Origin of the sequence: Achromobacter sp. DH1f (genome assembly GCF_000633435.1) — a bacterium.
GTDB lineage: Bacteria > Pseudomonadota > Gammaproteobacteria > Burkholderiales > Burkholderiaceae_B > Achromobacter > Achromobacter deleyi.
The window spans coordinates 26,184-47,654 of the sequence record NZ_AYMF01000020.1; the positions used below are offsets into that span (position 1 = coordinate 26,184).

At 67.4% G+C, this 21,471-nt stretch carries 21 protein-coding genes; 10 read left to right on the forward strand and 11 right to left on the reverse strand.

Annotation, left to right across the window (positions count from 1 at the left end):
* Nucleotides 1–2 precede the first annotated feature (2 nt).
* On the reverse strand, nucleotides 3–1,004 hold the full coding sequence (locus tag U858_RS0117295) for a quinone oxidoreductase (RefSeq protein WP_025138405.1): 1,002 nt from the start codon (nucleotides 1,002–1,004) through the stop codon (nucleotides 3–5).
* Nucleotides 1,005–1,158: 154 nt separating this feature from the next.
* Here U858_RS0117295 and U858_RS0117300 point away from each other — a divergent pair, with 154 nt between their 5' ends.
* Nucleotides 1,159–2,022, forward strand: coding sequence for a LysR family transcriptional regulator (locus U858_RS0117300; RefSeq protein WP_025138406.1), 864 nt, complete (start codon nucleotides 1,159–1,161; stop codon nucleotides 2,020–2,022).
* A gap of 56 nt (nucleotides 2,023–2,078) precedes the next feature.
* Here the strand turns inward: U858_RS0117300 and U858_RS0117305 are convergent, their stop codons facing one another.
* Nucleotides 2,079–2,486, reverse strand: a complete 408-nt coding sequence (locus U858_RS0117305; protein ID WP_051593607.1) for a MerR family transcriptional regulator — start codon at nucleotides 2,484–2,486, stop codon at nucleotides 2,079–2,081.
* Nucleotides 2,487–2,725: 239 nt separating this feature from the next.
* Here U858_RS0117305 and U858_RS0117310 point away from each other — a divergent pair, with 239 nt between their 5' ends.
* Nucleotides 2,726–3,577, forward strand: coding sequence for an alpha/beta fold hydrolase (locus U858_RS0117310; RefSeq protein WP_051593610.1), 852 nt, complete (start codon nucleotides 2,726–2,728; stop codon nucleotides 3,575–3,577).
* Between the two features lie 48 nt (nucleotides 3,578–3,625).
* On the opposite strand, the gene U858_RS0117315 is transcribed toward U858_RS0117310, so the two are convergent.
* From U858_RS0117315 to U858_RS0117340, 6 genes are all read right to left on the reverse strand, one after another.
* Nucleotides 3,626–4,273: an NTP transferase domain-containing protein gene (locus tag U858_RS0117315; RefSeq protein WP_025138409.1), complete on the reverse strand. Its 648-nt coding sequence runs from the start codon at nucleotides 4,271–4,273 to the stop codon at nucleotides 3,626–3,628.
* 7 nt (nucleotides 4,274–4,280) lie between these two features.
* A complete protein-coding gene (locus tag U858_RS0117320) occupies nucleotides 4,281–5,333 on the reverse strand; it encodes an XdhC family protein (RefSeq protein ID WP_025138410.1) in 1,053 nt (350 codons plus the stop codon).
* Between the two features lie 10 nt (nucleotides 5,334–5,343).
* The gene (locus U858_RS0117325; RefSeq protein WP_025138411.1) at nucleotides 5,344–7,617 is read right to left on the reverse strand and encodes a molybdopterin cofactor-binding domain-containing protein; all 2,274 of its coding nucleotides are present in this window, start codon (nucleotides 7,615–7,617) and stop codon (nucleotides 5,344–5,346) included.
* A gap of 63 nt (nucleotides 7,618–7,680) precedes the next feature.
* Nucleotides 7,681–8,352, reverse strand: coding sequence for an isochorismatase family protein (locus tag U858_RS0117330; protein WP_025138412.1), 672 nt, complete (start codon nucleotides 8,350–8,352; stop codon nucleotides 7,681–7,683).
* Nucleotides 8,349–9,422, reverse strand: coding sequence for a 2,5-dihydroxypyridine 5,6-dioxygenase (locus U858_RS0117335; RefSeq protein WP_025138413.1), 1,074 nt, complete (start codon nucleotides 9,420–9,422; stop codon nucleotides 8,349–8,351). The genes U858_RS0117330 and U858_RS0117335 overlap by 4 nt, the downstream gene beginning before the upstream one ends.
* Before the next feature lie 42 nt (nucleotides 9,423–9,464).
* The gene (locus U858_RS0117340) at nucleotides 9,465–10,292 is read right to left on the reverse strand and encodes an alpha/beta fold hydrolase (RefSeq protein ID WP_025138414.1); all 828 of its coding nucleotides are present in this window, start codon (nucleotides 10,290–10,292) and stop codon (nucleotides 9,465–9,467) included.
* Nucleotides 10,293–10,537: 245 nt separating this feature from the next.
* On the opposite strand from U858_RS0117340, the gene U858_RS0117345 reads away from it, so the two are divergent.
* The 4 genes from U858_RS0117345 (at nucleotide 10,538) to U858_RS0117360 (ending at nucleotide 16,852) form a co-directional block, all read left to right on the forward strand.
* Nucleotides 10,538–11,695 (forward strand): FAD-dependent monooxygenase, encoded by a 1,158-nt coding sequence (locus U858_RS0117345; RefSeq protein ID WP_025138415.1) that lies wholly within the window; start codon nucleotides 10,538–10,540, stop codon nucleotides 11,693–11,695.
* 81 nt (nucleotides 11,696–11,776) lie between these two features.
* Nucleotides 11,777–12,316: a (2Fe-2S)-binding protein gene (locus tag U858_RS0117350; RefSeq protein ID WP_025138416.1), complete on the forward strand. Its 540-nt coding sequence runs from the start codon at nucleotides 11,777–11,779 to the stop codon at nucleotides 12,314–12,316.
* Nucleotides 12,313–15,378, forward strand: coding sequence for a molybdopterin-dependent oxidoreductase (locus U858_RS0117355; RefSeq protein WP_029954006.1), 3,066 nt, complete (start codon nucleotides 12,313–12,315; stop codon nucleotides 15,376–15,378). Before U858_RS0117350 ends, U858_RS0117355 begins: the two co-directional genes overlap by 4 nt.
* Before the next feature lie 157 nt (nucleotides 15,379–15,535).
* The gene (locus U858_RS0117360) at nucleotides 15,536–16,852 is read left to right on the forward strand and encodes an MFS transporter (RefSeq protein WP_025138418.1); all 1,317 of its coding nucleotides are present in this window, start codon (nucleotides 15,536–15,538) and stop codon (nucleotides 16,850–16,852) included.
* Nucleotides 16,853–16,864: 12 nt separating this feature from the next.
* Here the strand turns inward: U858_RS0117360 and U858_RS0117365 are convergent, their stop codons facing one another.
* Complete coding sequence (locus U858_RS0117365) at nucleotides 16,865–17,356, reverse strand: MarR family winged helix-turn-helix transcriptional regulator (RefSeq protein ID WP_025138419.1); 492 nt, start codon at nucleotides 17,354–17,356, stop codon at nucleotides 16,865–16,867.
* Between the two features lie 111 nt (nucleotides 17,357–17,467).
* A complete protein-coding gene (locus U858_RS0117370) occupies nucleotides 17,468–18,319 on the reverse strand; it encodes a helix-turn-helix transcriptional regulator (protein ID WP_025138420.1) in 852 nt (283 codons plus the stop codon).
* A 97-nt stretch (nucleotides 18,320–18,416) separates the two neighbouring features.
* Between U858_RS0117370 and U858_RS0117375 the strand changes: the two genes are divergently transcribed.
* The 3 genes from U858_RS0117375 (at nucleotide 18,417) to U858_RS0117385 (ending at nucleotide 20,329) form a co-directional block, all read left to right on the forward strand.
* Complete coding sequence (locus tag U858_RS0117375; RefSeq protein ID WP_025138421.1) at nucleotides 18,417–19,301, forward strand: SDR family oxidoreductase; 885 nt, start codon at nucleotides 18,417–18,419, stop codon at nucleotides 19,299–19,301.
* Nucleotides 19,302–19,520: 219 nt separating this feature from the next.
* Nucleotides 19,521–19,907 (forward strand): DUF2628 domain-containing protein, encoded by a 387-nt coding sequence (locus U858_RS0117380; RefSeq protein WP_025138422.1) that lies wholly within the window; start codon nucleotides 19,521–19,523, stop codon nucleotides 19,905–19,907.
* A 41-nt stretch (nucleotides 19,908–19,948) separates the two neighbouring features.
* Nucleotides 19,949–20,329 carry a hypothetical protein gene (locus U858_RS0117385; protein WP_025138423.1) on the forward strand — a complete coding sequence of 127 codons (381 nt, stop codon included), beginning with the start codon at nucleotides 19,949–19,951 and terminating at the stop codon, nucleotides 20,327–20,329.
* A gap of 37 nt (nucleotides 20,330–20,366) precedes the next feature.
* On the opposite strand, the gene U858_RS0117390 is transcribed toward U858_RS0117385, so the two are convergent.
* Complete coding sequence (locus U858_RS0117390) at nucleotides 20,367–20,807, reverse strand: hypothetical protein (RefSeq protein WP_025138424.1); 441 nt, start codon at nucleotides 20,805–20,807, stop codon at nucleotides 20,367–20,369.
* A 175-nt stretch (nucleotides 20,808–20,982) separates the two neighbouring features.
* Here U858_RS0117390 and U858_RS0117395 point away from each other — a divergent pair, with 175 nt between their 5' ends.
* Nucleotides 20,983–21,429, forward strand: a complete 447-nt coding sequence (locus U858_RS0117395) for a hypothetical protein (RefSeq protein WP_025138425.1) — start codon at nucleotides 20,983–20,985, stop codon at nucleotides 21,427–21,429.
* Nucleotides 21,430–21,471 lie beyond the last annotated feature (42 nt).

Below are 21,471 nucleotides of genomic sequence, written 5' to 3' on the forward strand. Positions count from 1 at the left end.
CTTCACGTTGCGCCATCGATCCGCATGACCGACTTGCCGATCTGCTGGCGCGCCTCGATGCGGGCATGGATCTGTTGCACGTCCTCCATGGCGTAGCGGCCTTCGATGTCGACGCGCAACGAGCCTTCCAGGATGGCGCCGAACACGGCGTCGGCGCGGCGCTGCACGGTGGCGCCGTCCTGCAGGTGATCGGCCAAACGAGGGCGGGTCAGGAACAGCGAGCCGGCTTCGCCGAGTTCGATGGGGTCCAGGTCGGTGACCGAGCCGGACACGTTGCCGTAGTTGATGACCAGGCCGCGGGTGCGGCAGGCCCGCAGGCTGTGGCGCAAGGTGGCCTTGCCCACCGAGTCGAATACGACGTCGACGCCCTGGCCGCCGGTGGCCTCGCGGATGCGGTCGGCAAAGCCGCCGTCGTCATAAGGCAAGGCGTGGTCGGCGCCGCGTTGCAGGGCGATGGCGCATTTTTGCGCGGTGCTGCCCGTGACGAAGACCGTGGCGCCGCGGCGCTTGGCCATTTGCACCAGCAGTTGGCCGATGCTGCCCGAGGCGGCGTGGATGAGGCAGCTGCTGCCGGGTTGCAGCCGGGCGATGTCTTCGACCAGGTAGTGGGCGGTGGCACCCTGGAAGATCGCCGCGGCGGCCAGGTCGAATGGGATGGCATCGGGAATCCTGGCGACTTTGGACACCGGCACGCTGGCGTATTCGGCATAGCTGCCCCAGGCGATGCACCAGGCCACGCGGTCGCCCGGCGCCAGGTGCGTGACGTCCGCAGCGACCTCGACGACCTCGCCTGCGCCTTCCATGCCCAGGGTGCAGGGCAGACGCACGGGGTAGGTGACGGACGTGGCGTATTTGCCCTGGCGGGTGTGCACGTCCATGAAGTTGATGCCGGCGTAGGCGACCTTGACCAGAACGTGGCCGGGGGCGGCGACGGGCTTGGGCAGGTCGGTGCGCCGTTGCACGACATCGGGGCCGCCGTAGCTTTCTATGAGGATGGCTTTCATGGCTGGGAAGATCCTGAGGGGGCATGCCGGTCGAGATTGGAAATCACCGGCGGTGAGAGATCTGGGAAAGAATCTGGACCGACCCCATGGTAAAAGTGCCAGAAAGGTTAGAAAATTCCCCAATAATTCACCCTATCTGTGCGGAAATAACCCGATGTTCGATTGGCAAGACCTGTATTGCTTCACGGTCCTGGCGCGCACCGGTTCGCTGTCGGCCGCGGCCCGCGAATTGCAGGTCGAGCATGCCACGGTGGGGCGGCGCATCGATGCGCTGGAAAAGTCACTGGGCCTGCGCCTGGTGGACCGCCTGCCCCGCAGCCGGCCATTGACCGAGGACGGCCTGGCGTTGGCCCGATTGGCCAGCGGTATGCAGGACATCGGCAATGGCATCGCGCAGTTGGCGCGCGTGGCCTCTATCGAGGTGGCCGGCACGGTCAAGGTGAGTGCGCCGCCGTCGCTGGCCAGCCACTGCCTCGCGCCGCGCATGGCCGCGCTGCGCGAGCAGTATCCGAAGCTCAATGTCGTGCTGCTGCCGTCGCTGTCATTGGTGGCGCTGGATCGGGGCGAGGCCGATATCGCCCTGCGCACGGTGCGGCCCGAAGAGGACGCGTTGATGCGCCGGCGCATCGGCGTGGTGCGCTTCGGCCTGTACGCCAGTGCGGCCATGAGCAAGCTGCCGCCCGAGCAGTGGCGCTTCGTTGCCTACGACGACAGCGCCGATCATCTGCCGCAGCAGGCCTGGCTGCATCAGGTCCGGCGGCACCGGCCGGTGGTGTTCTCGGCCAGCGACCTGACGGCACAGCAGATGGCGGCCCGGGCCGGCGTGGGGGCGGTGGTGCTGCCGACGATCGTGGGCGATGAAGATGCCGCTTTGCGACGCTTGCCGGTGGATAGCGCGGCGCCGGTGCGCGACATCTGGCTGACGGTGTATCCCGATCTGCGCCGGTCGCCGTCGGTCAAGGCAGTGATGGATTTCCTGGTGGCGTGCGTGCAAGCGGAACCGCGCTTGCAGGCGTGAGCGACCGCTTGGGGTCGTGACCCTGGAGCATTGCCCGGGCCCGGCAGCGGATCACGTTACTTTGGCGCCGTCGACGCGCCTTGCGCCAGCATTTGCCGCAGCCGCGCACGGCGGCGTTCAAGTTCGGCGATCTGCTTTTCCACCGACGCCAGGCGTTGGCGTTGGGTCTCTGACGTCTGAGAGCAGGCCGCCGCCCCTTCGATCATGCGCATGCAATCGGGAAAGCTCTGGATCTCGGCCAGGCTGAAACCGGTGGCGATCAGGCGCTGGATCTGGCGCACCTGCGTCACTGCCACGGCTGAAAAGGTGCGATAGCCATTGTCGGCGCGGGCCGACGCCAGCAGGCCGTGGTCGTCGTAATGGCGGATCGAGCGCAGGCTGGCGCCGGTCGCTCGGGCAAGCGCCCCGATCGACATAAGGGGGGCCGCGGTGTCTGGCTGGGTGGCGGAGGGCTTGGGCTTCATGGCTGGCGGGGCGGACGGCGTCCGGCGGGGAAATACACGGCTTGACTCTAACACCGGTGTGAGGGTTGAGACTGGAATCCCCTTATGGAATCCAGGAGTCAACCTTGATGCTGCATCACTCGCTTTTTCATCGCTTGCGCCCGACGCTGGCGGCGTTTGTCTTGACGGTTGGCGCCGGGTTGGCGGCCGCCACCGGGCAGGCCGCAACGATACCGGCCGCGCCGACACAGGCCACCGCCATGCCGGTCGCCGCGACATCGCCTGCCCTGAGCAGGCAATACACCGTGACGGCGCCCGACGGCGTCACGGTGGCCGTGCAGGAATCCGGCAACCCAGACGGCCCGCCCGTCGTGTTCGTACACGGCTTGCTGGGCAGCCGCCTCAGCTGGGACGCCCAGGTGGCCAGCCCGCAGCTGCAACGCTACCGCTTGATCACCTATGACCTGCGTGGCCATGGCTTGTCCGGCAAGCCGGTGGCGGCAACGGCCTATACCGATGGCCGCCGCTGGGCGGACGATCTGGCGGCGGTGATGGCTGCATCGGGGGCGCGCAACCCCGTGCTGGTGGGCTGGTCGTTGGGCGCGGCTGTCGTGACGAACTACCTGGCGGCCTATGGTGACGGCCACATCGCCGGCGCTGTGTATGTCGGGGGCGTGATCGAGCTGGACCCGGCGCAGATCGCGCCCCATCCCGCCGTGTATCGCGACCTGGTGTCGCCAGACTTGAAGACGCACCTGGATGCCGAGCGGGCTTTTGTGGCGTTGTGCTTCCAGACGCAGCCCGATCCGGTCACGTTCCAGCGCCTGCTCGCCAATGCGGCCCTGGCATCGCCCGAGATGGTGGCTGTGGTGCCGTCGATGTCGATCGCGGCCCAGGCTGGCCTGGGCGGCATGCGCAAGCCGCTGCTGCTGATCTACGGCGCGCGCGATGCGCTGGTGCAGGCGTTGCCATCGATCGAGCGCGCCAGAGGCTTGAATCCAGGCCTACGCAGCACGGTCTATGACCAGGCGGGCCACGCGCCGTTCCTGGAGGACGCGCAACGCTTCAACAGCGATCTGGCTGCTTTCGTCGATGCGGCGGTCTCGCACTGAGGCGGGCAAGGCTGGGTTGCGGCGGGTGTGCCCGGGCGATGGAGCGATCTATGCCTGTACCGACGTCGGCCACGCCACCGTCAGCGGGTGCAGCGTGTGACGCAGCGCGTCGACGTCCTCGGGCGTGTCCAGGTCGGTCACATACGCGCGTTGGTCGCTTGGGAAAGGCGCCACTCGGCCGCGCTGTTGCTGCATCCAGTCGCGTATCCCCAGCTCGGGCGGCAAGCCGTTGGCGGCCGCGGCACTGTGCGCCGAGAGGATGACCGGGTGGCCGCGTACGCCGGCCACCACGGGCTGCAGGATGTCGATACCGGCAGCCCGGGTGTGCCAGTGGTGCACCAAGGCCTGTACGGCGTGGGCATCCAGCAGCGGCAAGTCGCCCACCAGCAGCATCAGGTCATGGTCGGGGCGGGCCTGGGCGTGCGCCGCCAGGGCCAGCCGTTGCGAGTCGATGAGGCTGCTGTTGCGCTCTGGATGCGCCAACGGATGGATGGCGCCTCTTGCGGCCAGGGGCAACAAGGTGTCGGCATACGGGCCGATGACGACGCTGACGGACTTGATGCCGTTGGCGCGCAATGCCACGGCCAGCCGTTCGAGCAGGCTGGCGCCGTCTACAAGCAGCGCCGTCTTGGGCCGGCCACCCAGGCGGGTACCCTGGCCCGCGGCCAGGATGGTGGCGGCGATGGGCGTCGTCATGGCGCGCCTACAGGCCGCAGACGCTGTCTTGCGTCAGGGCGTCGGCGTGAACGGCCGGGTGCACACGTGCCTTGCCGTGGGCCACGGTTTCCAGGCCGGAACGCTCGGCGCCATTCTTCGCGGCCACCACTTCGGCCATGATGGACAGGGCAATTTCGGCGGGAGTCTTGCTGCCGATGTAAATGCCGGCCGGGCCTCGCAATCGGGCGAGGTCGGCGTCCGTCATGCCGAAGTGTTCGCGCAGGCGCTCGCGGCGCTGCTGGCTGTTTCTGCGCGAGCCGATGGCGCCGATATAGAACGCCTCGGACTGCACGGCGTCGATCAGCGCCAGGTCGTCAAGCTTGGGGTCGTGCGTGAGGGCGACCACCGCGGTGCGCCGGTCGGGTTGCAGCCGCAGGATCAGGTCGTCGGGCATTTCGCGGGTGTAGGCAATGCCTTCGGGCCGCCAGGTGTCGTCGTGCGCGTCTCGGGGGTCGCAGACGATGATCTCGAAACCCAGCGTCAGCGCAATCTGGCACAGGAAGCGGGACGTGTCGCCCGCGCCGATCACGATGAGGCGGGCGGTGGGGCCGAAGTGGGACACCAGCGCGGACCGGGTCAGTTGCGGCATGCCGTCGGGCGGACCGTCCTGCAGCATGGCGTGGCCGGTTTCCAGGTCCAGGTGGCGTTCCAGGCAGCGCCGTTGGCGGCAGCCTTCAAGCAGCGCGGGCAACTGGCTTCGCGGCCCGACGCATTCGAGCACCAGTTCTATCGTGCCGCCGCAGGGCAGGCCGAAGCGATGCGCGTCGTCGGCCAGCACGCCGTAGCGCACGACTTCGGTGGGCGCACCGCCGGGGCAGGCCTGCAAGCGGCCTTCGCGGATGCGGTCCAGCAGATCGTCTTCGATGCAGCCGCCGGACACCGAGCCGGCTACCTGGCCCTGCCCGTTGATCGCCATGATGGAGCCGGGCGGGCGGGGCGACGAGCCCCACGTTCGCGCCACGGTGACCAGCCAGACGGGCACGCCGGCGTCGTGCCAGGCGACGGCTTTTTCGAGAACCAGCAGGTTGATGTCGATCATCATCGTCGTCTCACGCGTTGAGCACGGCGCGCACGGCGTCGGGCGTGAAGGGGGCGGCATAGAAGCGCCGGCCGGTGGCATCGAACAAGGCGTTGGCGATGGCGGCCGGCCCCGGCACCGACGCGGATTCGCCCGCGCCCATCGGCGGTTCGTCCTGGCGGGGCATCAGCAGCACGTCGATGGGCGGCAGGTCCTTGAAGCCGATGATGGGGTAGCCGCCCCATTCGCGGCTGGCCACGCCGGTCTCGTTGAAGTCCACCTTCTCGAGCAGGCAGCGGCTGAGCGTCTGGTTGATGTTGCCGTGGATCTGGTGGCGCACGCCGTCGGGGTTGACCACCATGCCGGTGTCCTGGCCGACCACGATACGGTCGATGCGGATGCGGCCGCTGTCGGGGTGCACGCGCAGGTCGATGACCCAGGCGGCCCAGGCGGCGCCGAAGCCGGGGAATTTGCTGTGCACATAGCGGGCGTAGGCCACGCCGCGGCCGTGCAGCAGGCCATCGGCGTCCGGCTGGCCGCGGCTGCCGGGCGTCTGGCGGCGCCAGCCGGCGCGGGCCGCGGTGGCCTCGATGAGGTCGACGGCGCGGCGGTCGTCCAGGTGACGGGTGCGGTAGTCGACGGGGTCTTCGCCGGCCGTGTGGGCCAGTTCGTCGATCATGCAGTCGTGCGCAAATGAGTTGGGCAGGGCCGACACGCCGCGCAGCCAGGATGCGCGCATGATCGGCGCCATGTCGTGGCAGACGATGCGCCGATGCGTGTAGCGGTAGGGCGGCGCGGCGGTGCGGTCGCCCATTTCCAGGGTGCGCGGCTCGCCGGACACGCCGCCCGTCAGCAACAGCGCGAGCAGGGGCGCGTCGTTGGACGGGTAGCGTACGCCGAAGTCATAGGCCAGCAGGTTGCCGTCGGCATCGATGGCGGCGGCCACGTCCATGAGCTGGCCCGTGCCCTTGGGTTCCCACTGGTGTTCCTGTTCGCGGGTCAGCTGTACCCGTACCGGCGTGCCCGTTGCGATGGCCAGCAGGGCGGCGTCCGCGCAGACATCGTCGGCGCAGTTGCGGCCATAGCAGCCGGCGGCTTCCAGGCGGACGATGTCGATGTTGCCTTCGCCCAGTTTGACCAGGCGATCCAGGTCGGTGCGCAGCATGTGCGGGTTCTGGGTGCCGGCCCAGACCGTCAGTCGGCCATCGCGGCAGTCGGCCACGGCGCAGGACGGGCCGATGGACGCATGCATCTGGTACGGCCAGACATAGTGGCGTTCAAGGCGGTGCGCCGCGGCGGTACAGGCGTCGTCCAGGCCCGGGTCGTCGATCAGCACGCGGGCGCGCGCCGGGTTGGCGCGGATGGCTCGGGCCAGGTCGCTCAGGTCGGGCGCTGGCGGCACGGGGTGCCAGCGCACCTTCAGCGCCCGCATCGCGGCGATGGCCTGTTCTTCGCGATCGGCCACCACGCCGATGAAATCGCCTTGCACCACCACCTGGACATGGCCAGGCAGGTGGGCGACCGATGCGCGATCCACGTCGATCAGGCAGCGGCCGATGAAGTCGCCCGCGTCGCGGCCGGGATGCGGCGGGCGGATGACGCGGCCGTGGCGCATGCCCGGCACGCGCACGTCGTGCACGAAACTGAGTTCGCCGGTGGCCTTGGCGGGAATGTCCACGCGGGCGGCGCCCTGGCCGACGATGCGGTATTCGGCGGCGGGCTTGAGCTTGACGGGCTGGTCGGGTGGGGCCACTTCCAGCCGCACGTGTTGGCCCCGCAGCAACTCGCCGTAGTGCAGCGTGCGCGTGTCGTCGCCTTGCGCGAATCGCACCACGCCGTCGCGCGCGCACAGCGCAGCGGCGCTGACGCCCCAGCGCCCGGCCGCCAGCGTCAGCAGGTGTTCACGCGCCTGGGCCGCGGCGCGGCGCAGCGGCACAGCGGATATCTGGATGCTGGCGCTGGCGATGGTCGGCCCCTGGTTGGGGACGGCGCTGGTGTGCCCCAGCACCATGTCCAGTTGCGGCAGCGGCACCTCGAGTTCTTCGGCCACGATCTGGGCCAGCGAAGTGCGAATGCCCGTGCCCAGGTCCACATGCCCATTGAAGGCGGCGGCGCGCCAGCCCGGCTGGGCGTCCTGGGCGATCACGGCCACGAAGATCTCGGGCGTGTCCTGGACGTAATCAGAGGCCGTCCCCGGTTGTCCGGGGGCGGGCTTGGGCGGGGCCGACGGCTTGCGCACCACCAGCAAGGCATCGGGATGCTCGAGCAGGGCGGCGTGCAGCGCGTGGGGCTGGGGCAGGTTCATGAAGCGGCGACGTTCCGGGCCAGGGGCTGATTATGCCGACAATTGCGGGCGCCAGAATCGGGGTCAACCCGCCACGGCGCGGGTGTCGGCCAGCGCCTGGGCCAGCGGCATGACCGCGGCGTATTTCTGCGCCATGTCGAACAGGTTGCTTTCGTGCGGGCCCAGGGCGCGGTCGCCGCAGCAGTCGGACACGACCAGCGGCCGGAAGCCTGACTGCATGGCGTCGACCACGCTGGCACGCACGCAGCCGCTGGTGACGCAGCCGGCCACCAGCAGCGTCTGCACGCCGCGCTGCGCCAGCCACGGCGCCAGCATGGTGCCGAAGAAGGCGGAAGGCGTGCTCTTGCGCACCACGTATTCGCCGGCGGCGGGCGTCAGTTCGGGCACGATGGCGCTGTGCGGGCTGTCTTCTTTCAGGGTGAGCATGCCCGGCACCTTCAGGCAGAAGATGTTGCTGTCGGCGTCGTCGTCCGAGAACACGATGCGGCTGTGCGCCACCGGCCAGCCTTGTTCGCGGGCATGAGACAGCAGGTGGCGGGTCTGGGCAATCGCCGGGGGGATGTTGCCGCCGCCGAACACGGCCGGGTCGGCGAAACCGTTGACGAAGTCGATGATCAGCAGCCCGAAGGGCGCCTTCAGCGGCAGCGGCGTGCCGAAGCCTTGGCGGGCATAGGCCGAGATATCACCGGCAACGCCTTCGGCGGGAATGGTCTGGGTCGAGGAAGTGGATGTCATAGGGTTTCCTTGCGGCGGGCGGCGCGCGAGAGGCCGGCTTCGTCCTGGACCACGCCGTCGATGACGACGGCGCGGCCATCGAGCGCAACGCTGCAATGGCGCATCGGGATGTCGATATGGCAGGCGGTAGTGCGGTGGCCGCCGGCCTCGTTGTTGGGGCCCATCGACCACAGGAAGTTGCCTTCGAAGGCGCGTGCATCCATGCCGATGTGGGTTTCCTTGTTGTAGTGGGCCAGCATCGACCAGTGCGCGCGGGGTTGCAGGCCCCAGCCGATGTGCGAGACCGCGTAGGCCTCGGGGTCCTCGTAGGACGCCATGTATTCCTTGAGCAGGTCGGCCTGCAGGCCGCCTTCGATGCGGACCACGTAGCCGTTCTCGATGCTGAGCGTGATGGGGTCGGTGACATAGTCCTTCATGGGCAGCAGGATGTCGCCGCGGTCGAGCACCACGCGGCCCTGGCTTGCGCCTTCGTCGGGCCAGGTCAGCACGAAGCCGCTGGGCCAATGGTCCCAGCGGCCGGGCTGGTCGACAAAGCCGTATTCGCTGATGGCCGGAAAGCTGCCCAGGCGGCACACCAGGTCGGTGCCGGCGCGGGACGTGATGCGCATCTGGCGGGCCGCTTCGATTTCCTTGGCGGCGGCCTGTACGCGGGCGCGGTCGGCCTCGGTGGGCACCAGCCGGCACAGCACTTCCGGCGGCTCGATGGCCAGCAGGATCTTGGTGCCCGTCTGCAGGATTTCATGCTGTTCGGGCGAGAACAGCAGCGTCATCAGGTCCAGCACCAGGTCGCTGGCCTTGAGTGCGGCGATGGCGGCCGGGTTGCCGGTCAGCGGCGTGGTGCCCAGGTAGGCCAGCGAATCGCGGCTGAGCGATTTCTCGGCATTGACGGGGGGCAGGTCCAGCCGGTTGACGCGCGCCTGCATGTCGCTGGCGGCGGCGATGGCGCAGCGCAGGGTCTGCGGGTGCGTGTCCGCGCCGGTCAGCACGGTGACGATCTGGCCGGGTTCGAGCCGGGAAAGGGACAGCACCTGCTTCCAGGCGTGGATCAGGTCGGTATCGCTGACGGACATGGTGTGCTCCGGGTGTCGCGAAGAAGGGAGAAGGGCGCGGCCTCAGGCCACCTTGGCACCCAGGAAGTCGCCCAGGGCGGCATGAAAGCCCGCTTCGTTGTCCCAGGGAATCATGTGGCCGGCATCGGGCACCCGGACATGCTGGGTCTGCGGCGCCAGGGTCTGCCATTCGGCCACGTCGTCGTCGCCGACCACGCCGCCGCGCTCGGCGGTCATGAGCAGCACCGGCACCGTGACGCCGGGCAGGTTGGCGTGGATGTCGTCGCGGCCGAAGTCTTCGAAGCTCTGGACGATGGCCGGTTCGAAGCAGGTGTGCAGCCACTGGGCCCGCAGGGCGCGCTGTTCGTCGGTCCAGGTGGGGCAGAACGCGCGCATGTCTTCCGCGCTCATGCCGTGCGTGGCCTGGCGGATGGAATCTACGTACCAGGCCAGGTTGGCGGGGTAGGCGCGGCGGCCCGGGCCGGACACCGGCGGGTCGACGATGACCAAACGGGTCAACCCCTGCGGCGCCCGGCTGGCGGCGCGCACGGCGATGCGCCCGCCCATGGAGTGGCCGACCAGCGCGTAGCGCGTCAGGCCCAGGGCCTGCGCCAGCGCGACGACGTCGGCGGCTTGCGCATCCAGGCCGTAGTCCAGGTCGGGGCCGGATGAGGTCAGGCCGCGGCCGCGCACGTCCAGCACGTAGGTGTCGAACTGGCGGCCCAGGCGTTCGGCGACGAAGCCCCAGGTGGCGGCGGGGCTGGTGATGCCGGGAATGACGATGACCGCGTCGCGGCCCGCGCGTTCGCCGCCGTAGCGCAGATAGTGCTGGCGGATGCCGTTGGCGTGAGCGTGGGCGCCGTAGAGATAGGTGCTGGTGGGCGGATTCATGGATGGGTCCGGTAAGCAGGCTAGGGTTTTCGATTAATTGAAAAACAGCGTATACGCTCTATTCTTGCAGGCATCGAATCGAATCGCCAACATGAGTTTCATCATGGTTTTCACCTAATTTGCCATTTAATGGTGCAAGTTTGGAAGGGTAAACACTATGTGGGCACGATTAACCTGGTTCTCTGCCTGACCCGAAAATTAAAGCGTGTACGGGCTAATTTTCAAAACGCTACAAGGAGATATCCGTGTCCAAATCCCCTCGAATCGCCGTTGTCGGCGCCGGCCTTGGCGGCGCGGCCACCGCTGCGCTGCTGCTCAAGGAAGGCCTGAACGTGCGCGTCTATGAACAGGCGCCGGGCTTTTCGCGTCTGGGGGCCGGCATCCACGTGGGCCCCAACGTCATGAAGATCCTGCGCCGCATCGGCGTCGAAGACGCGCTGAACGCGCAGGGTTCGCATCCCGATTACTGGTACAGCCGTCATTGGGAAACGGGCGATGTGCTGGCGCAGATTCCGCTGGGCGACTACGCGGTCAAGCACTATGGCGCGTCGTACCTCACGGTGCATCGCGGCGACTTCCATGCCCTGTTGATCGATGCGCTGCCGTCCAGCGTGATGGCCTATGGCAAGCAGCTGACTCGGGTCGAGGACCGCGGGAACGTCGTCGTGATGCATTTCACCGATGGCACCTCGGAAGAGGCCGACATCGTGATCGGCGCCGATGGCGTGAATTCGTGCATTCGCGAGGAGCTGCTGGGCCCCGAGTTGCCCAAGTACGCCGGTTACCTGGCGCATCGCGCGGTGTTCCCCACCCCCCAGGTCAAGGCCGGCATGATGCCGTTCGACGACTGCGTGAAGTGGTGGAGCGACGATCGCCACATGATGGTCTACTTTGTCACCAGCAAGCGCGACGAGCTCTATTACGTGACGGGCGTGCCGGTCGAGCAATGGGACCTGAACGACCGCTGGCTGGCCAGCAGCCAGGAAGAAATGCGCGAGGCCTTCCAGGGCTGGCATCCTACGGTGCAGGCGCTGATCGACTCCACCGTGGAAGTGACCAAGTGGTCGCTGCTGGAACGCGATCCGCTGCCCCTCTGGAGCCGCGGCCGCCTGGTGCTGCTGGGCGATGCCTGCCACCCGATGAAGCCGCACATGGCGCAAGGCGCGGCCATGGCCATCGAAGATGGCGCCATGCTGGTGCGCTGTTTCAAAGAGGTGGGCGTGCACAACCACGAACTGGCCTTCGCGCTCTACGAGGCCAACCGCGCCGAGCGCGCCAGCAAGGTGCAGCGCATCTCGCACGACAATACGTGGCTGCGCACCAACGAGGATCCGTCGTGGTGCTTTGGCTACGACGTGTTCTCGGTGCCGCTGATTGACCCGGCGGCCAAGGCCGTGGCCTGATATTTTTACGGGTTCGGGGAAAACCGTTTTCGCCGACCCGCGCAGCCGCCGCCCGCCGCCACCCTGAAGACCTGCCAAGCCATGGGAACCCCCGCCAATTCCGACTGTGCCGTTTCGCCCATCCGCCTGCGGGTCAATGGCCGCGCTTGTGAGGTGCAGGCCGCGCCCGACACGGCGCTGCTGCACGTGCTGCGCAACGATCTTGAATTGAACGGCCCCAAGTACGGCTGCGGACTGGGCGAATGCGGCGCCTGCACGGTATTGATCGACGGCATGGCGGCGCGTTCCTGCGTGATTCCGGTGCGGGCGGCGCAGGGGCGGCAAGTGACCACGCTGGAAGGCCTGGGCACGCGCGAGCAGCCTGGGCCCACGCAGCAGGCGTTCATCGACTGCCAGGCGGCGCAGTGCGGCTATTGCCTGAACGGCATGATCATGACGGTCGAGGCGCTGTTGCGCCGCAATCCGCAGCCGTCCGAAGCGGACCTGCGCAGCGAACTGCATCACAACCTGTGCCGCTGCGGCACGCATGTGGAAATCATGCAGGCCGCATGGCGGGCCGTGCAATTGAAGGCGGAAGCGGCCAAGGCCCTGCCGGCCGGCATCCCGGGCGGGGCGGCATGAACCAGCCCTTGCACGCCTCGGTGACGTTGTCGGGTGGCCTGCCCGCCGCGTTGCCGCCCGACACGCTGCATGGCCTGGCCCTGCGTGCCCCCGAAGCGGCCTGGGACGGTGCGCGTTATCGCGGGCGCGGCCTGGCCAGCATCGATCTGGCAGGCGTCAGGAAGATGGCGGGCGTGGTGGCGGTGGTGCACCAGGGGCACTTTGCTGGCGTGATCGCGGCGTCGCCGTTGCAGGCGCGCCAGGCGATGGCCGGGCTGAATCCGGTCTGGCTCGCCGCCGACAGAAATCCGACCGTTCATGCTCCGGCGGGCGACGTCGACGAGGATGCGTATCGCTGGCGTGTTCTGGCCGATGACAATCATCGCGCTGCACGCGTCGCCGTCTGGTGCCTGAACGGCCACGTGGGCGCATGGGTACCGGCCTGCGCGCCGGACGTGCAGCGCCAGGTTCGGCGCGAATTGGCCCAGTTGCTGCAATGCCCCGAAGCCGCCATCCGTTTGACCTTGTGGCATGACGATGCGGCTGCCGGCGACAGCCAGCCCCCGCATCCGTTGAGCGTGCTGGATGCCGCCGCGGACGCGGCGCTGTTGTCACAGGCCATTGGCCGGCCGGTGAGCGTCGCGTGTGTGGCCGTCGCGGGCGGGGAACTCGTGTTGCGGGTGGCGCAGGCGGCTGCGCCTGCGACCGTCATCGATCCCACGAACAGTGACGCCGCAGACGTTGCCCCGGCAATGCCAACCGATGCGGCGCGCGCCGCCGTCGCCGCGCCGGACATGCCGCGCGGGCAACCGGCACACCAGGGTTTCGTGGCGGACGCGCCCTGGGCGGTGCGCCCCAGCCTGGCCCGCCTGCTGAGCCAGCCGAGCATCGCCTCGGCCAGCGCGCAGGCCACGGTACGCACCGATTTCGCCGTGCAGTCGCCCCGGTCGGCGTCGGCACCCGTGCACGCCGGGGTGCACGACCTGAATGCCGCGCAGGTGTTCGCACAGGAAAGCCTGTGGCACGAGCAGGCGCTGGCGCGGGGTGCGGACCCGCTGGCGTGGCGCTTGCAGCAATTGCCGGAAGGCCCGGGCCGCGATCTGGCCATGCAGGTGGCCGAACAGGCGTCGGTCATCGGCGGCGGCATGGCCCAGGGGGCCGACGGCCGCTTGTGGGGCCGCGGCTTCGCCACCGCCGCGGCGCAGGGCGTGGATGACACGGGCGCCGACCAGATGGTGTGGAGCGCCTGGGTGGCCGAAGTGGCCGTGCAGCCGCAGACCGGCCATATCGAAGTGACCCGCGTGGTGGCGGGCCACGACAGCCGGCATCTGCAAGCGGCGCAGGGCGCGTCGACGCAACGAGAGATCACGCATCAAGCGCCGCAATGCCTGGAAGACGCGCGGCGGCTGCTGGCCGCGCCCGCGGCCTTTGACGATTGGGGGGCGACGGCAGCGTCGGCGCCAGACTCTGCCGCATCGGCCACCCACGCGCTGACCGCCCGCGAGGCGCGTAACGACCTGACCGGCCTTGACGCCAACACGGTAGGCCCGTTGACGCAGGGGCGCCTGGCGCTGGACGGCGTAATGACGCTGCCCGCCGCAGCCGCCATCGCCAATGCCATCCAGGACGCTACCGGCGTGCGCTTGCGCCAGGCGCCGTTCCGGTCCGAACAACTGCGCCTGGCGCTGGCCGGACGCGAGACTGCGCCCGCAGGCAAGCTGTGGCGCCGCAGCTGGGGCTGGGCCACGGCCGCGGCGGCCGGACTAGCGGGCCTGGCCGTCATGGCGTGGCCTGCCAAACCGGCGTTGCCGCTGACGGCAGGGCCGGATGTGTCGCTGTATTCCTCGCAGGCCATCGCGCGCGGCCGGCTGGTGGCGGCGGCTGGTGATTGCGTGGTCTGCCATACGGCGCCGGGCGGCGCGCCCAATGCCGGCGGTTTTGCGCTGGAAACGCCCTTCGGCACGGTGTATTCCACCAACATCACGCCGGACCATGACACCGGCATCGGCCGCTGGTCATTTGCTGCGTTCGATCGCGCGATGCGCCAGGGCATTCACCAGGACGGCCGCCAGTTGTACCCGGCGTTTCCGTACACGGCTTTCGCCAAGCTCACCGACGCCGACATGCAGGCGTTGTATGGCTACCTGATGTCGCAGCCGGCGGTGTCGTCCACGCCGCCCCAGACCCAGCTGGCGTTTCCGTACAACCTGCGCCCGATGATCGCCGGCTGGAACCTGCTGTTCCACGACGCCGCGCCGTATACGCCCGATCCCGACTACAGCCTTGAATGGAACCGCGGCGCCTACCTGGTGCAGGGCGCCGGCCATTGCGCCGCCTGCCATTCGCCGCGCAATGCGCTGGGTGCGGAAAAGGGCGGCTTGGACTACCTGGCCGGTGGCGAGGCTGAAGGCTGGACCGCGCCGCCGCTGAACCGGCTGGCCGACGGCAAGCTGCCCTGGACCCGCGACGGCCTGACCCAATACCTGCGCACGGGCTATTCGCCCCGGCATGGCGTGGCCGCGGGGCCGATGGCGCCCGTGATCCACGGGCTGGCGGAACTGCCCGAGAGCGATGTGCGGGCGATTGCGACGTACTTGATGGATCTGCCCAAGCCCGCGGGCGCGGCGGGTCAGGCGAATGCGGCGGCGCAGGCCGTCGGCACGCATGCCGCAGCGGAACCCGCGCCCGTTGCTGCCGCGCCGGTCCCCCATTCGCCGCCGGCCCCTTTTGCCGACCTGTCCGGCCAGGTGCGCAACGCCAAGGGCGAACGCCTCTACCAGAATGCCTGTGCCGCCTGTCACGAGGCAGGCAGCGGCCCCACGCTGTTCGGCGCCAAGCCGCTGCTGGGCCTGAACACCAATCTGCATGCCGCCACGCCGGACAACCTGATCCAGGTGATCCTGCACGGCATCCAGGCGCCCGCCAACGATGAGCTGGGCTACATGCCCGGCTTTAAGGACAGCCTGGACGATCGGCAGGTGGCGGACTTGATCGAATATTTGCGCGAGCGGTTTGCGCCGGAGGAAAAGCACTGGCCAGTGGATATGAAGATGATTAGCACGCTGCGCGAGCACGCGCCGTAGCAGCAAGGGGAAGCACCAGGGCATATCTGCCCGCCACTGTGCACATGCCGCCGGCCATGCTGCACAGCCATGAACATGCGGCTCGTATCGGCCCGGATTTGGCGCCGAGGGGAACGCTTGCGCCGTTGAATTCGCTCAATACAAGGGGAGTCCTCTCATGACAGGTTCATTTGTTTCCGTGGAAAAAGGCATCCAGCTAGCGGGTGTCGGGAAGTTCCAGTACCGCTTGTTCGTGATCTTCGGCCTGGTCTGGCTGGCGGATGCGATGCAGGTGCTGTCGATCGGCTTTTCGGCGCCGTCGATCGCCAAGACGTTTGGCGTGACCGTGCCGCAGGCCTTGCAGACCGGTACCGCATTCTTCGTCGGCATGTTGATCGGCGCCTTCGTGTTCGGCCGCCTGGCCGACCGCATCGGCCGCCGGCCGGTGCTGATGATGGCCGTCATCATCGACGCCTGCGCGGGCGTGGCGTCGGCCTTTGCGCCGGAATTGAGCTGGCTGCTGTTGCTGCGCTTCGTGACGGGCATCGGCGTGGGCGGCACGCTGCCGGTGGACTACACCATGATGGCCGAGTTCCTGCCCAGCGACCGCCGCGGCCGCTGGCTGGTGCTGCTGGAATCGTTCTGGGCCGTGGGCACGATCTGCCTGGCGTTGCTGGCGCTGGCCGCCGTGTCGTGGGGCGATGACGCCTGGCGCGTGATCTTTTTCGTGACCGGTCTGCCGGCCTTGATCGGCGTGGCGCTGCGTTTCTACATTCCCGAATCGCCCATGTACCTGAACCGCAATGGCAAATCGGACCAGGCGCGTAAAGTGCTCGAACGGGTGGCCCGGGTCAACGGCCGCAACGCCGAGATTCCCGCGCTGCAACCCGAACTGCAGGCCCGCAAGCCGCTGTCTGCCTTGTTTTCGGCCGATTACCGCCGCCGCAGCCTGGCGCTGTTCCTGGCGTGGGCGTTGATTTCCATCGCCTACTACGGTGTGTTTGTGTACCTGCCCGTCAAGCTCAGCAGCGAAGGCTTTGCCTTCATGCGCGGCCAGGAATTCCTGGTGCTGCTGGCGCTGGTGCAGTTGCCCGGGTTTGCGCTGTCGGCCTATGGGGTCGAGCGCTGGGGCCGCAAGCCCACGTTGGTCGGCTTCCTGCTCTTGAGCGCGGTGGGCTGCATGCTGTACAGCCTGGGCACCGCGCCGTCGGTGGTGGTGGGGTCGACCCTGCTCATGAGCTTTTCGCTGCTGGGCACGTGGGGCGCGCTGTACGCCTTCACGCCCGAGGTCTATCCGACCGACCTGCGCGCCAGCGGCATGGGCATGGCGGGCGCCGTGGCGCGTTTTGGCGGCCTGTTCGCGCCGGCCATCATTGCGCCGCTGATGGCCAACCATTTCACGCTGTCGCTGGTGGTGCTGTCCAGCATGCTGCTGGCGGGCGCGGTGTCGATCTGGGCGGTGGACGTGGAGTCGCGCAACCGCGCGCTGGACTAAGAGACCAAGGGACTACGGGGCCCGCCCGACGCCCTGGCCGGCGTCGGCGGGCCCTGTGTCATTTTCCAGCATCTTCTTGAGCAGGAACACGAGCGCCAGGCGTTCGGCGGGATTGAGCTTGCCGAAAGTGCCTTCGGTGATCTGCTTGGCAAAGGGTTCCATCTGCCGCACCAGTTCGTGGCCGGCCGGGGTCAGGTTGATGACGACTTTGCGGCGGTCTTGCTGGTCGTGGTCCACCTGCACCAATTCGCGCTGCTTGAGCCGGTCGACCACGCCCCGCACCGTGGCCTGGTCGATCACCGTGGACTTGACCAGGTCGACCAGCGAACTGGCGCCGTTGTCGCGCACCGAACACAGCACCACGAACTGCGCGGCGGTCAGCTGCGAGTCCGGGATGAACTGCTGGAACAGTGCGGTATGCCGTTGATAGACACGGCGCAGCAGGTGGCCGATCTGATCGGAAAACAAATAGTCATCCCTGGTGGACGCGGACTTGCCTTTCATGTTGCGCTCAAGCCTATTCGAAGCGGTGCAGGAAACACCATGATCTTGCTCAATGAATCTTGTGCGAGTGTACGGGCACGGTGCGGCATCATTGGGCGTTTTATTGCGGATCTAGCGGGGTGCTTCAGCGCGGCGGGGCGGCAGGGACGCCAGCAGCGCGCGGACGCGGTCGGCATCGGCGTCGGTGGCGGGGTGGTAGACCACCATCGCCAGGTCCGGCCGGCCGTCGACCGAGAAGCCGGAATATTCCAGTTCGATCTGCCCGGCGCTCGCATGGTGCAGGCGCTTGGTGCCTTCACCGTAGGCGCTCACGTCGTTGTCGCGCCACAGCGCCGCGAATTCGGGGCTGGCCTGGCTGAGTTCCTCGACCAGTTGGGCCGCTTCGGAGGCCGCCCCGGCGCGGATCACGTCCGCGCGAAACGCGCCCACCACAAAGCGCGCAATGCCCTCCCAGTTGTCTTGCGCGCCGCGCACGCGCGGGTTGCAGAACACCAGCCGCAGGATGTTGCGCTGCTCGGGCGGCAAGGCGCCGTAGTCGGTCAGCACGGCGCACGCCGCGCGGTTCCAGGCCACCACGTCCCAGGTCGGGGTGCGGATGATGGCGGGGCTGACTTCCAGGGCGTCCAGCAAGCGCTGCAGGCGCGGGGTGACGCTCTTGGCGGATTGGTATTTGACGTCCGCCGGGTGCCCGCGGCCCAGCATGAACAGATGTTGCCGTTCGGGCTCGGTCAGCATCAAGCCGGTGGCGATGCGGTTCAAGACGTCGACCGACGGGGCGCCGCCCCGACCCTGTTCAAGCCAGGTGTACCAGGTGGCGCTGATGTTCGATAAGTGCGCGACTTCTTCGCGCCGCAGGCCCGGCGTGCGGCGGCGACTGGTGGAAAAGCCGAAGGTGGCCGGGTCGAGCCGGCTTCGGCGGTCTTTCAGATAGGCCCCAAGGGGGCTGTCGACGGAGGTTGCCATGGTGAGCCAGTGAAGATTTATACCCCTATAAGCTCACTACTTTAACTGGATATCGCCGGGCTGCAAGATGGCGCCTTCACTATCCAGGAGAGCGGTCATGCGCATCTTTCTGACCGGAGCAACCGGTTTCATCGGCTCGAAAATCGTGCCGGAACTTATCGCGGCAGGGCATCAGGTGCTGGGTCTGACCCGTTCGGAAGCGGGCGCGCGACAGTTGCGCGCGGCGGGCGCCGAGGTCTATCAGGGCACGATCGAGGATCCGGACGGCCTGCGCCGCGGCGCCGCCGACTGCGACGGCGTGATCCACACGGCGTTTGACCATGATTTCGACCACTTCGTCGCCAACTGCGAAAAAGACCATCGCGTCATTCTTGCGCTGGGCGATGCGCTGCAAGGCTCGGCCCGGCCGTTGATCGTGACGTCGGGCACGCCGATGGGCATCGCGGTACCGGGCCAGCCCGCCTCAGAGGATCATTTCAATGCCGACCACCCCAATCCGCGCAAGGCGTCGGAGCTGGCGGCTGAGGTCTTGCTGTCGCGCGGGGTCAATGTGTCGGTGGTGCGTCTGTCGCAGATCCACGATGTGCGAAAGCAGGGCCTGGTGACCGAATTGGTCGCGCGGGCTCGGGAAAAAGGCGTGTCGGCCTATGTGGGGGATGGCACGAACCCGTGGTCCGCCGCGCACGTGTCGGATACCGCCCGGTTGTACCGGGCAGTGCTGGAAAAAGGCGTGGCGGGGGCGCGGTATCACGCCACCGCGGAAGGCTGCATTCCCTTTATCGAGATTGCGCAGGCCATCGGCAAGCGGTTCGGCGTGCCGGCCGTGAGCGTGCAAGAAGCCGAAGCGGCCGCGCATTTCGGCTGGTTGGCCCGGTTTGCGGGGCATGACATGTCCGCATCGAGCGTAAAGACACGCGAACGGCTGCAATGGCAGCCCGTGGGGCCGGGCCTGCTGGCCAGCCTGGCGGCCATAAAGCAATAGCGTCCTATGGCGCGCGTTGACTGGCTTACGGTCATCGGGTCCAAGGGCGTTACGGTTTTAAAGGCCATTCTGAGAAGATTTCCGGCGTCATCGTCATTGTCCTGTCAGGACGTTTCTGATGGGGGGTGAGGAAATTTCCTCAATGAAAAAACCGACGTTTTTCAGGGGTTGAAACCACCTACCATTCGCTGCTTCAAACAGACAGATGCGGGAGCAGGAATGGAAAAGTACGCGGGATATAGCCAAAAATTCAAGGCGTGTTTTGAGTTCTTTGATCAGCATGGCGCGCCGGGAACGCGTCCTTACAGTCAGGCGTTGAAGGCGATGCCTTTCGGAAAGCGATTCTGGTTCATGACCAACTTCATGGCCTTTTTCTTTGGCTTTGTCTATTACTTCGTAAAAGGCCTGTGGAAGCAGGGGCTGGTACTGGTTGGCATCACGGTGCTGCTGGGTGTCGTGGTTGCGGTGTTGCCGCAAGGGATGGGGTATGGCGTGGGTGTGGGGTACTCGATACTCCTGGGGATGTCCGCAAGCTACCAGCTCTATCTCAAGGAAATAAAAGGCGTGGATACCTGGAATCCATTCAAGGGCATCGGCTGGCGCTGAAAGCGCGGCGACCTTTGTCAACCCACCGGGAATTAAACGCTATGAATGTTCACCTGAAAAGAACGCTGATCCTCCTCGTTGTTCTCGGGTTCGGCGCATGGGCGGCCTATGCCTATACCATCCACAAGGTCGAGTCGACCTTCAAGACCGGCGTGTCCAGAATGCCGGCAGTGATCGACCGCGTGGGCGATATCAAGAAGGTCGACATCAAGCTGAGCGAGGAAAGGGTCATCGGCCAGTATTGCTCGCGTGACGACGGTTGCGAACGCTACGTGGCGCACATGTCGGGCGACAAGGGCAGCGTGTGGGTCATCGCCGACGTCGACGCGGCATCGGACACGGTCAGCAGCGTCGCCGTCTGCGCCGAAGACCGTTCGTTGATCGTCAAAATGGAAGGCGTACCCGACACTGACTGCCGCTGACCACGAAGCGGCCCCGCTGCCACCTGCTGTTGCCGCTTCAGGTGCCGGGCGCCTGCGTGGCAGGGCGCTTGCTGGGCCGGGTACCCCAGTCGCTCGATGCCGTGCCGTCGTCATCCACGGTCAGCCCGTCGCTGGCCATGATGCCCTTGGCGATCTCTTCAGCCGACTTGCCGGCAAAGCCATGTTCGCCTGCCACGATGCGAAAGCTGTCGCCTTCCAGCGGGCTTTGCAGCGTGGCCGATGACAGCAGCACGCCATTGGAGCGCAGTTGGATGCGCTTGCCCACGCGGTTACGGGTGAAGTCGGCCAGGGCCTGGCGGCTGCCGGGTTTGAGCACCACGTCGACGAAGCGCATCGACGTGACCTGATCCGTGCCGGGGGTGGCGCTTTCAGCTTGCAGCGTCACGGTCTCGGCCAGGACGGCGGCGGGCGCCAGCATCAGCAGCGCGGCGCAGGCGAGGGATCGGAAACCGGTCATGAGGGACTCTCCAGGAAGCGTACGGGCAATGCCGGCATCCTAGCCGGGCTGGGCGCGGCAGGGCATTACGAGTTGTATTCAGCCGTTGGTTTCATCGTCGTTCGCCCGCTACTATGGCGGCTCGATCATCGAAGGCGGCCAGCGTAGACCCGGCTGCCACAAGGAACCCTGGTCCATGAAACTGCGTGCGTCCTTCTTCCTGTCTGGCCTGTTGCTGGCGGGCGTTGCCCATGCTGGCTCGGCGCCGGCCGAACTGTCCTGCGTCTCGGAAAGCGGCAAGGTGGCGCTGCGCGGCGTCGTGCCATCGCCTTCGTCCGACGAGCTCAACGTGGTCCTGACCTACGTCGGGGCCAAGATGACGTTCGACATCGACAAGCAGCCGGGCTATGTCGTGGCCGATTTTCCGCAGGGAATCTTCACGCTGGTCGCGCCGTATGAGGATTGGCCGCTGACGCTGTATGCCTTGCCGGCCAGCGTCACGGTGAAAAAGCAGGAAAACGGCGACGTGGCGGGCACCTTCCAGGCCAAGCTGTCGGGGCCGCGTCCGGGCGTAACCGTGGCGCCAGGCGCCGCCAATCCGCTCAAGGCCACGTTGAACTGCAAATACAAATACTCGTTGTAAGACCGTCTTCAGGGCGCTCGCCCGCGGTCTGACTTTCCGGGT

What these genes read in the sequence shown, in the direction of transcription:
- U858_RS0117295 (WP_025138405.1), bottom strand. Translation starts at nt 1,004, where the DNA reads ATGAAAGCCATCCTCATAGAAAGCTACGGCGGCCCCGATGTCGTGCAA.
- U858_RS0117300 (WP_025138406.1), top strand. Translation starts at nt 1,159, where the DNA reads ATGTTCGATTGGCAAGACCTGTATTGCTTCACGGTCCTGGCGCGCACC.
- U858_RS0117305 (WP_051593607.1), bottom strand. Translation starts at nt 2,486, where the DNA reads ATGAAGCCCAAGCCCTCCGCCACCCAGCCAGACACCGCGGCCCCCCTT.
- U858_RS0117310 (WP_051593610.1), top strand. Translation starts at nt 2,726, where the DNA reads ATGCCGGTCGCCGCGACATCGCCTGCCCTGAGCAGGCAATACACCGTG.
- U858_RS0117315 (WP_025138409.1), bottom strand. Translation starts at nt 4,273, where the DNA reads ATGACGACGCCCATCGCCGCCACCATCCTGGCCGCGGGCCAGGGTACC.
- U858_RS0117320 (WP_025138410.1), bottom strand. Translation starts at nt 5,333, where the DNA reads ATGATCGACATCAACCTGCTGGTTCTCGAAAAAGCCGTCGCCTGGCAC.
- U858_RS0117325 (WP_025138411.1), bottom strand. Translation starts at nt 7,617, where the DNA reads ATGAACCTGCCCCAGCCCCACGCGCTGCACGCCGCCCTGCTCGAGCAT.
- U858_RS0117330 (WP_025138412.1), bottom strand. Translation starts at nt 8,352, where the DNA reads ATGACATCCACTTCCTCGACCCAGACCATTCCCGCCGAAGGCGTTGCC.
- U858_RS0117335 (WP_025138413.1), bottom strand. Translation starts at nt 9,422, where the DNA reads ATGTCCGTCAGCGATACCGACCTGATCCACGCCTGGAAGCAGGTGCTG.
- U858_RS0117340 (WP_025138414.1), bottom strand. Translation starts at nt 10,292, where the DNA reads ATGAATCCGCCCACCAGCACCTATCTCTACGGCGCCCACGCTCACGCC.
- U858_RS0117350 (WP_025138416.1), top strand. Translation starts at nt 11,777, where the DNA reads ATGGGAACCCCCGCCAATTCCGACTGTGCCGTTTCGCCCATCCGCCTG.
- U858_RS0117355 (WP_029954006.1), top strand. Translation starts at nt 12,313, where the DNA reads ATGAACCAGCCCTTGCACGCCTCGGTGACGTTGTCGGGTGGCCTGCCC.
- U858_RS0117360 (WP_025138418.1), top strand. Translation starts at nt 15,536, where the DNA reads ATGACAGGTTCATTTGTTTCCGTGGAAAAAGGCATCCAGCTAGCGGGT.
- U858_RS0117365 (WP_025138419.1), bottom strand. Translation starts at nt 17,356, where the DNA reads ATGAAAGGCAAGTCCGCGTCCACCAGGGATGACTATTTGTTTTCCGAT.
- U858_RS0117370 (WP_025138420.1), bottom strand. Translation starts at nt 18,319, where the DNA reads ATGGCAACCTCCGTCGACAGCCCCCTTGGGGCCTATCTGAAAGACCGC.
- U858_RS0117375 (WP_025138421.1), top strand. Translation starts at nt 18,417, where the DNA reads ATGCGCATCTTTCTGACCGGAGCAACCGGTTTCATCGGCTCGAAAATC.
- U858_RS0117380 (WP_025138422.1), top strand. Translation starts at nt 19,521, where the DNA reads ATGGAAAAGTACGCGGGATATAGCCAAAAATTCAAGGCGTGTTTTGAG.
- U858_RS0117385 (WP_025138423.1), top strand. Translation starts at nt 19,949, where the DNA reads ATGAATGTTCACCTGAAAAGAACGCTGATCCTCCTCGTTGTTCTCGGG.
- U858_RS0117390 (WP_025138424.1), bottom strand. Translation starts at nt 20,807, where the DNA reads ATGACCGGTTTCCGATCCCTCGCCTGCGCCGCGCTGCTGATGCTGGCG.
- U858_RS0117395 (WP_025138425.1), top strand. Translation starts at nt 20,983, where the DNA reads ATGAAACTGCGTGCGTCCTTCTTCCTGTCTGGCCTGTTGCTGGCGGGC.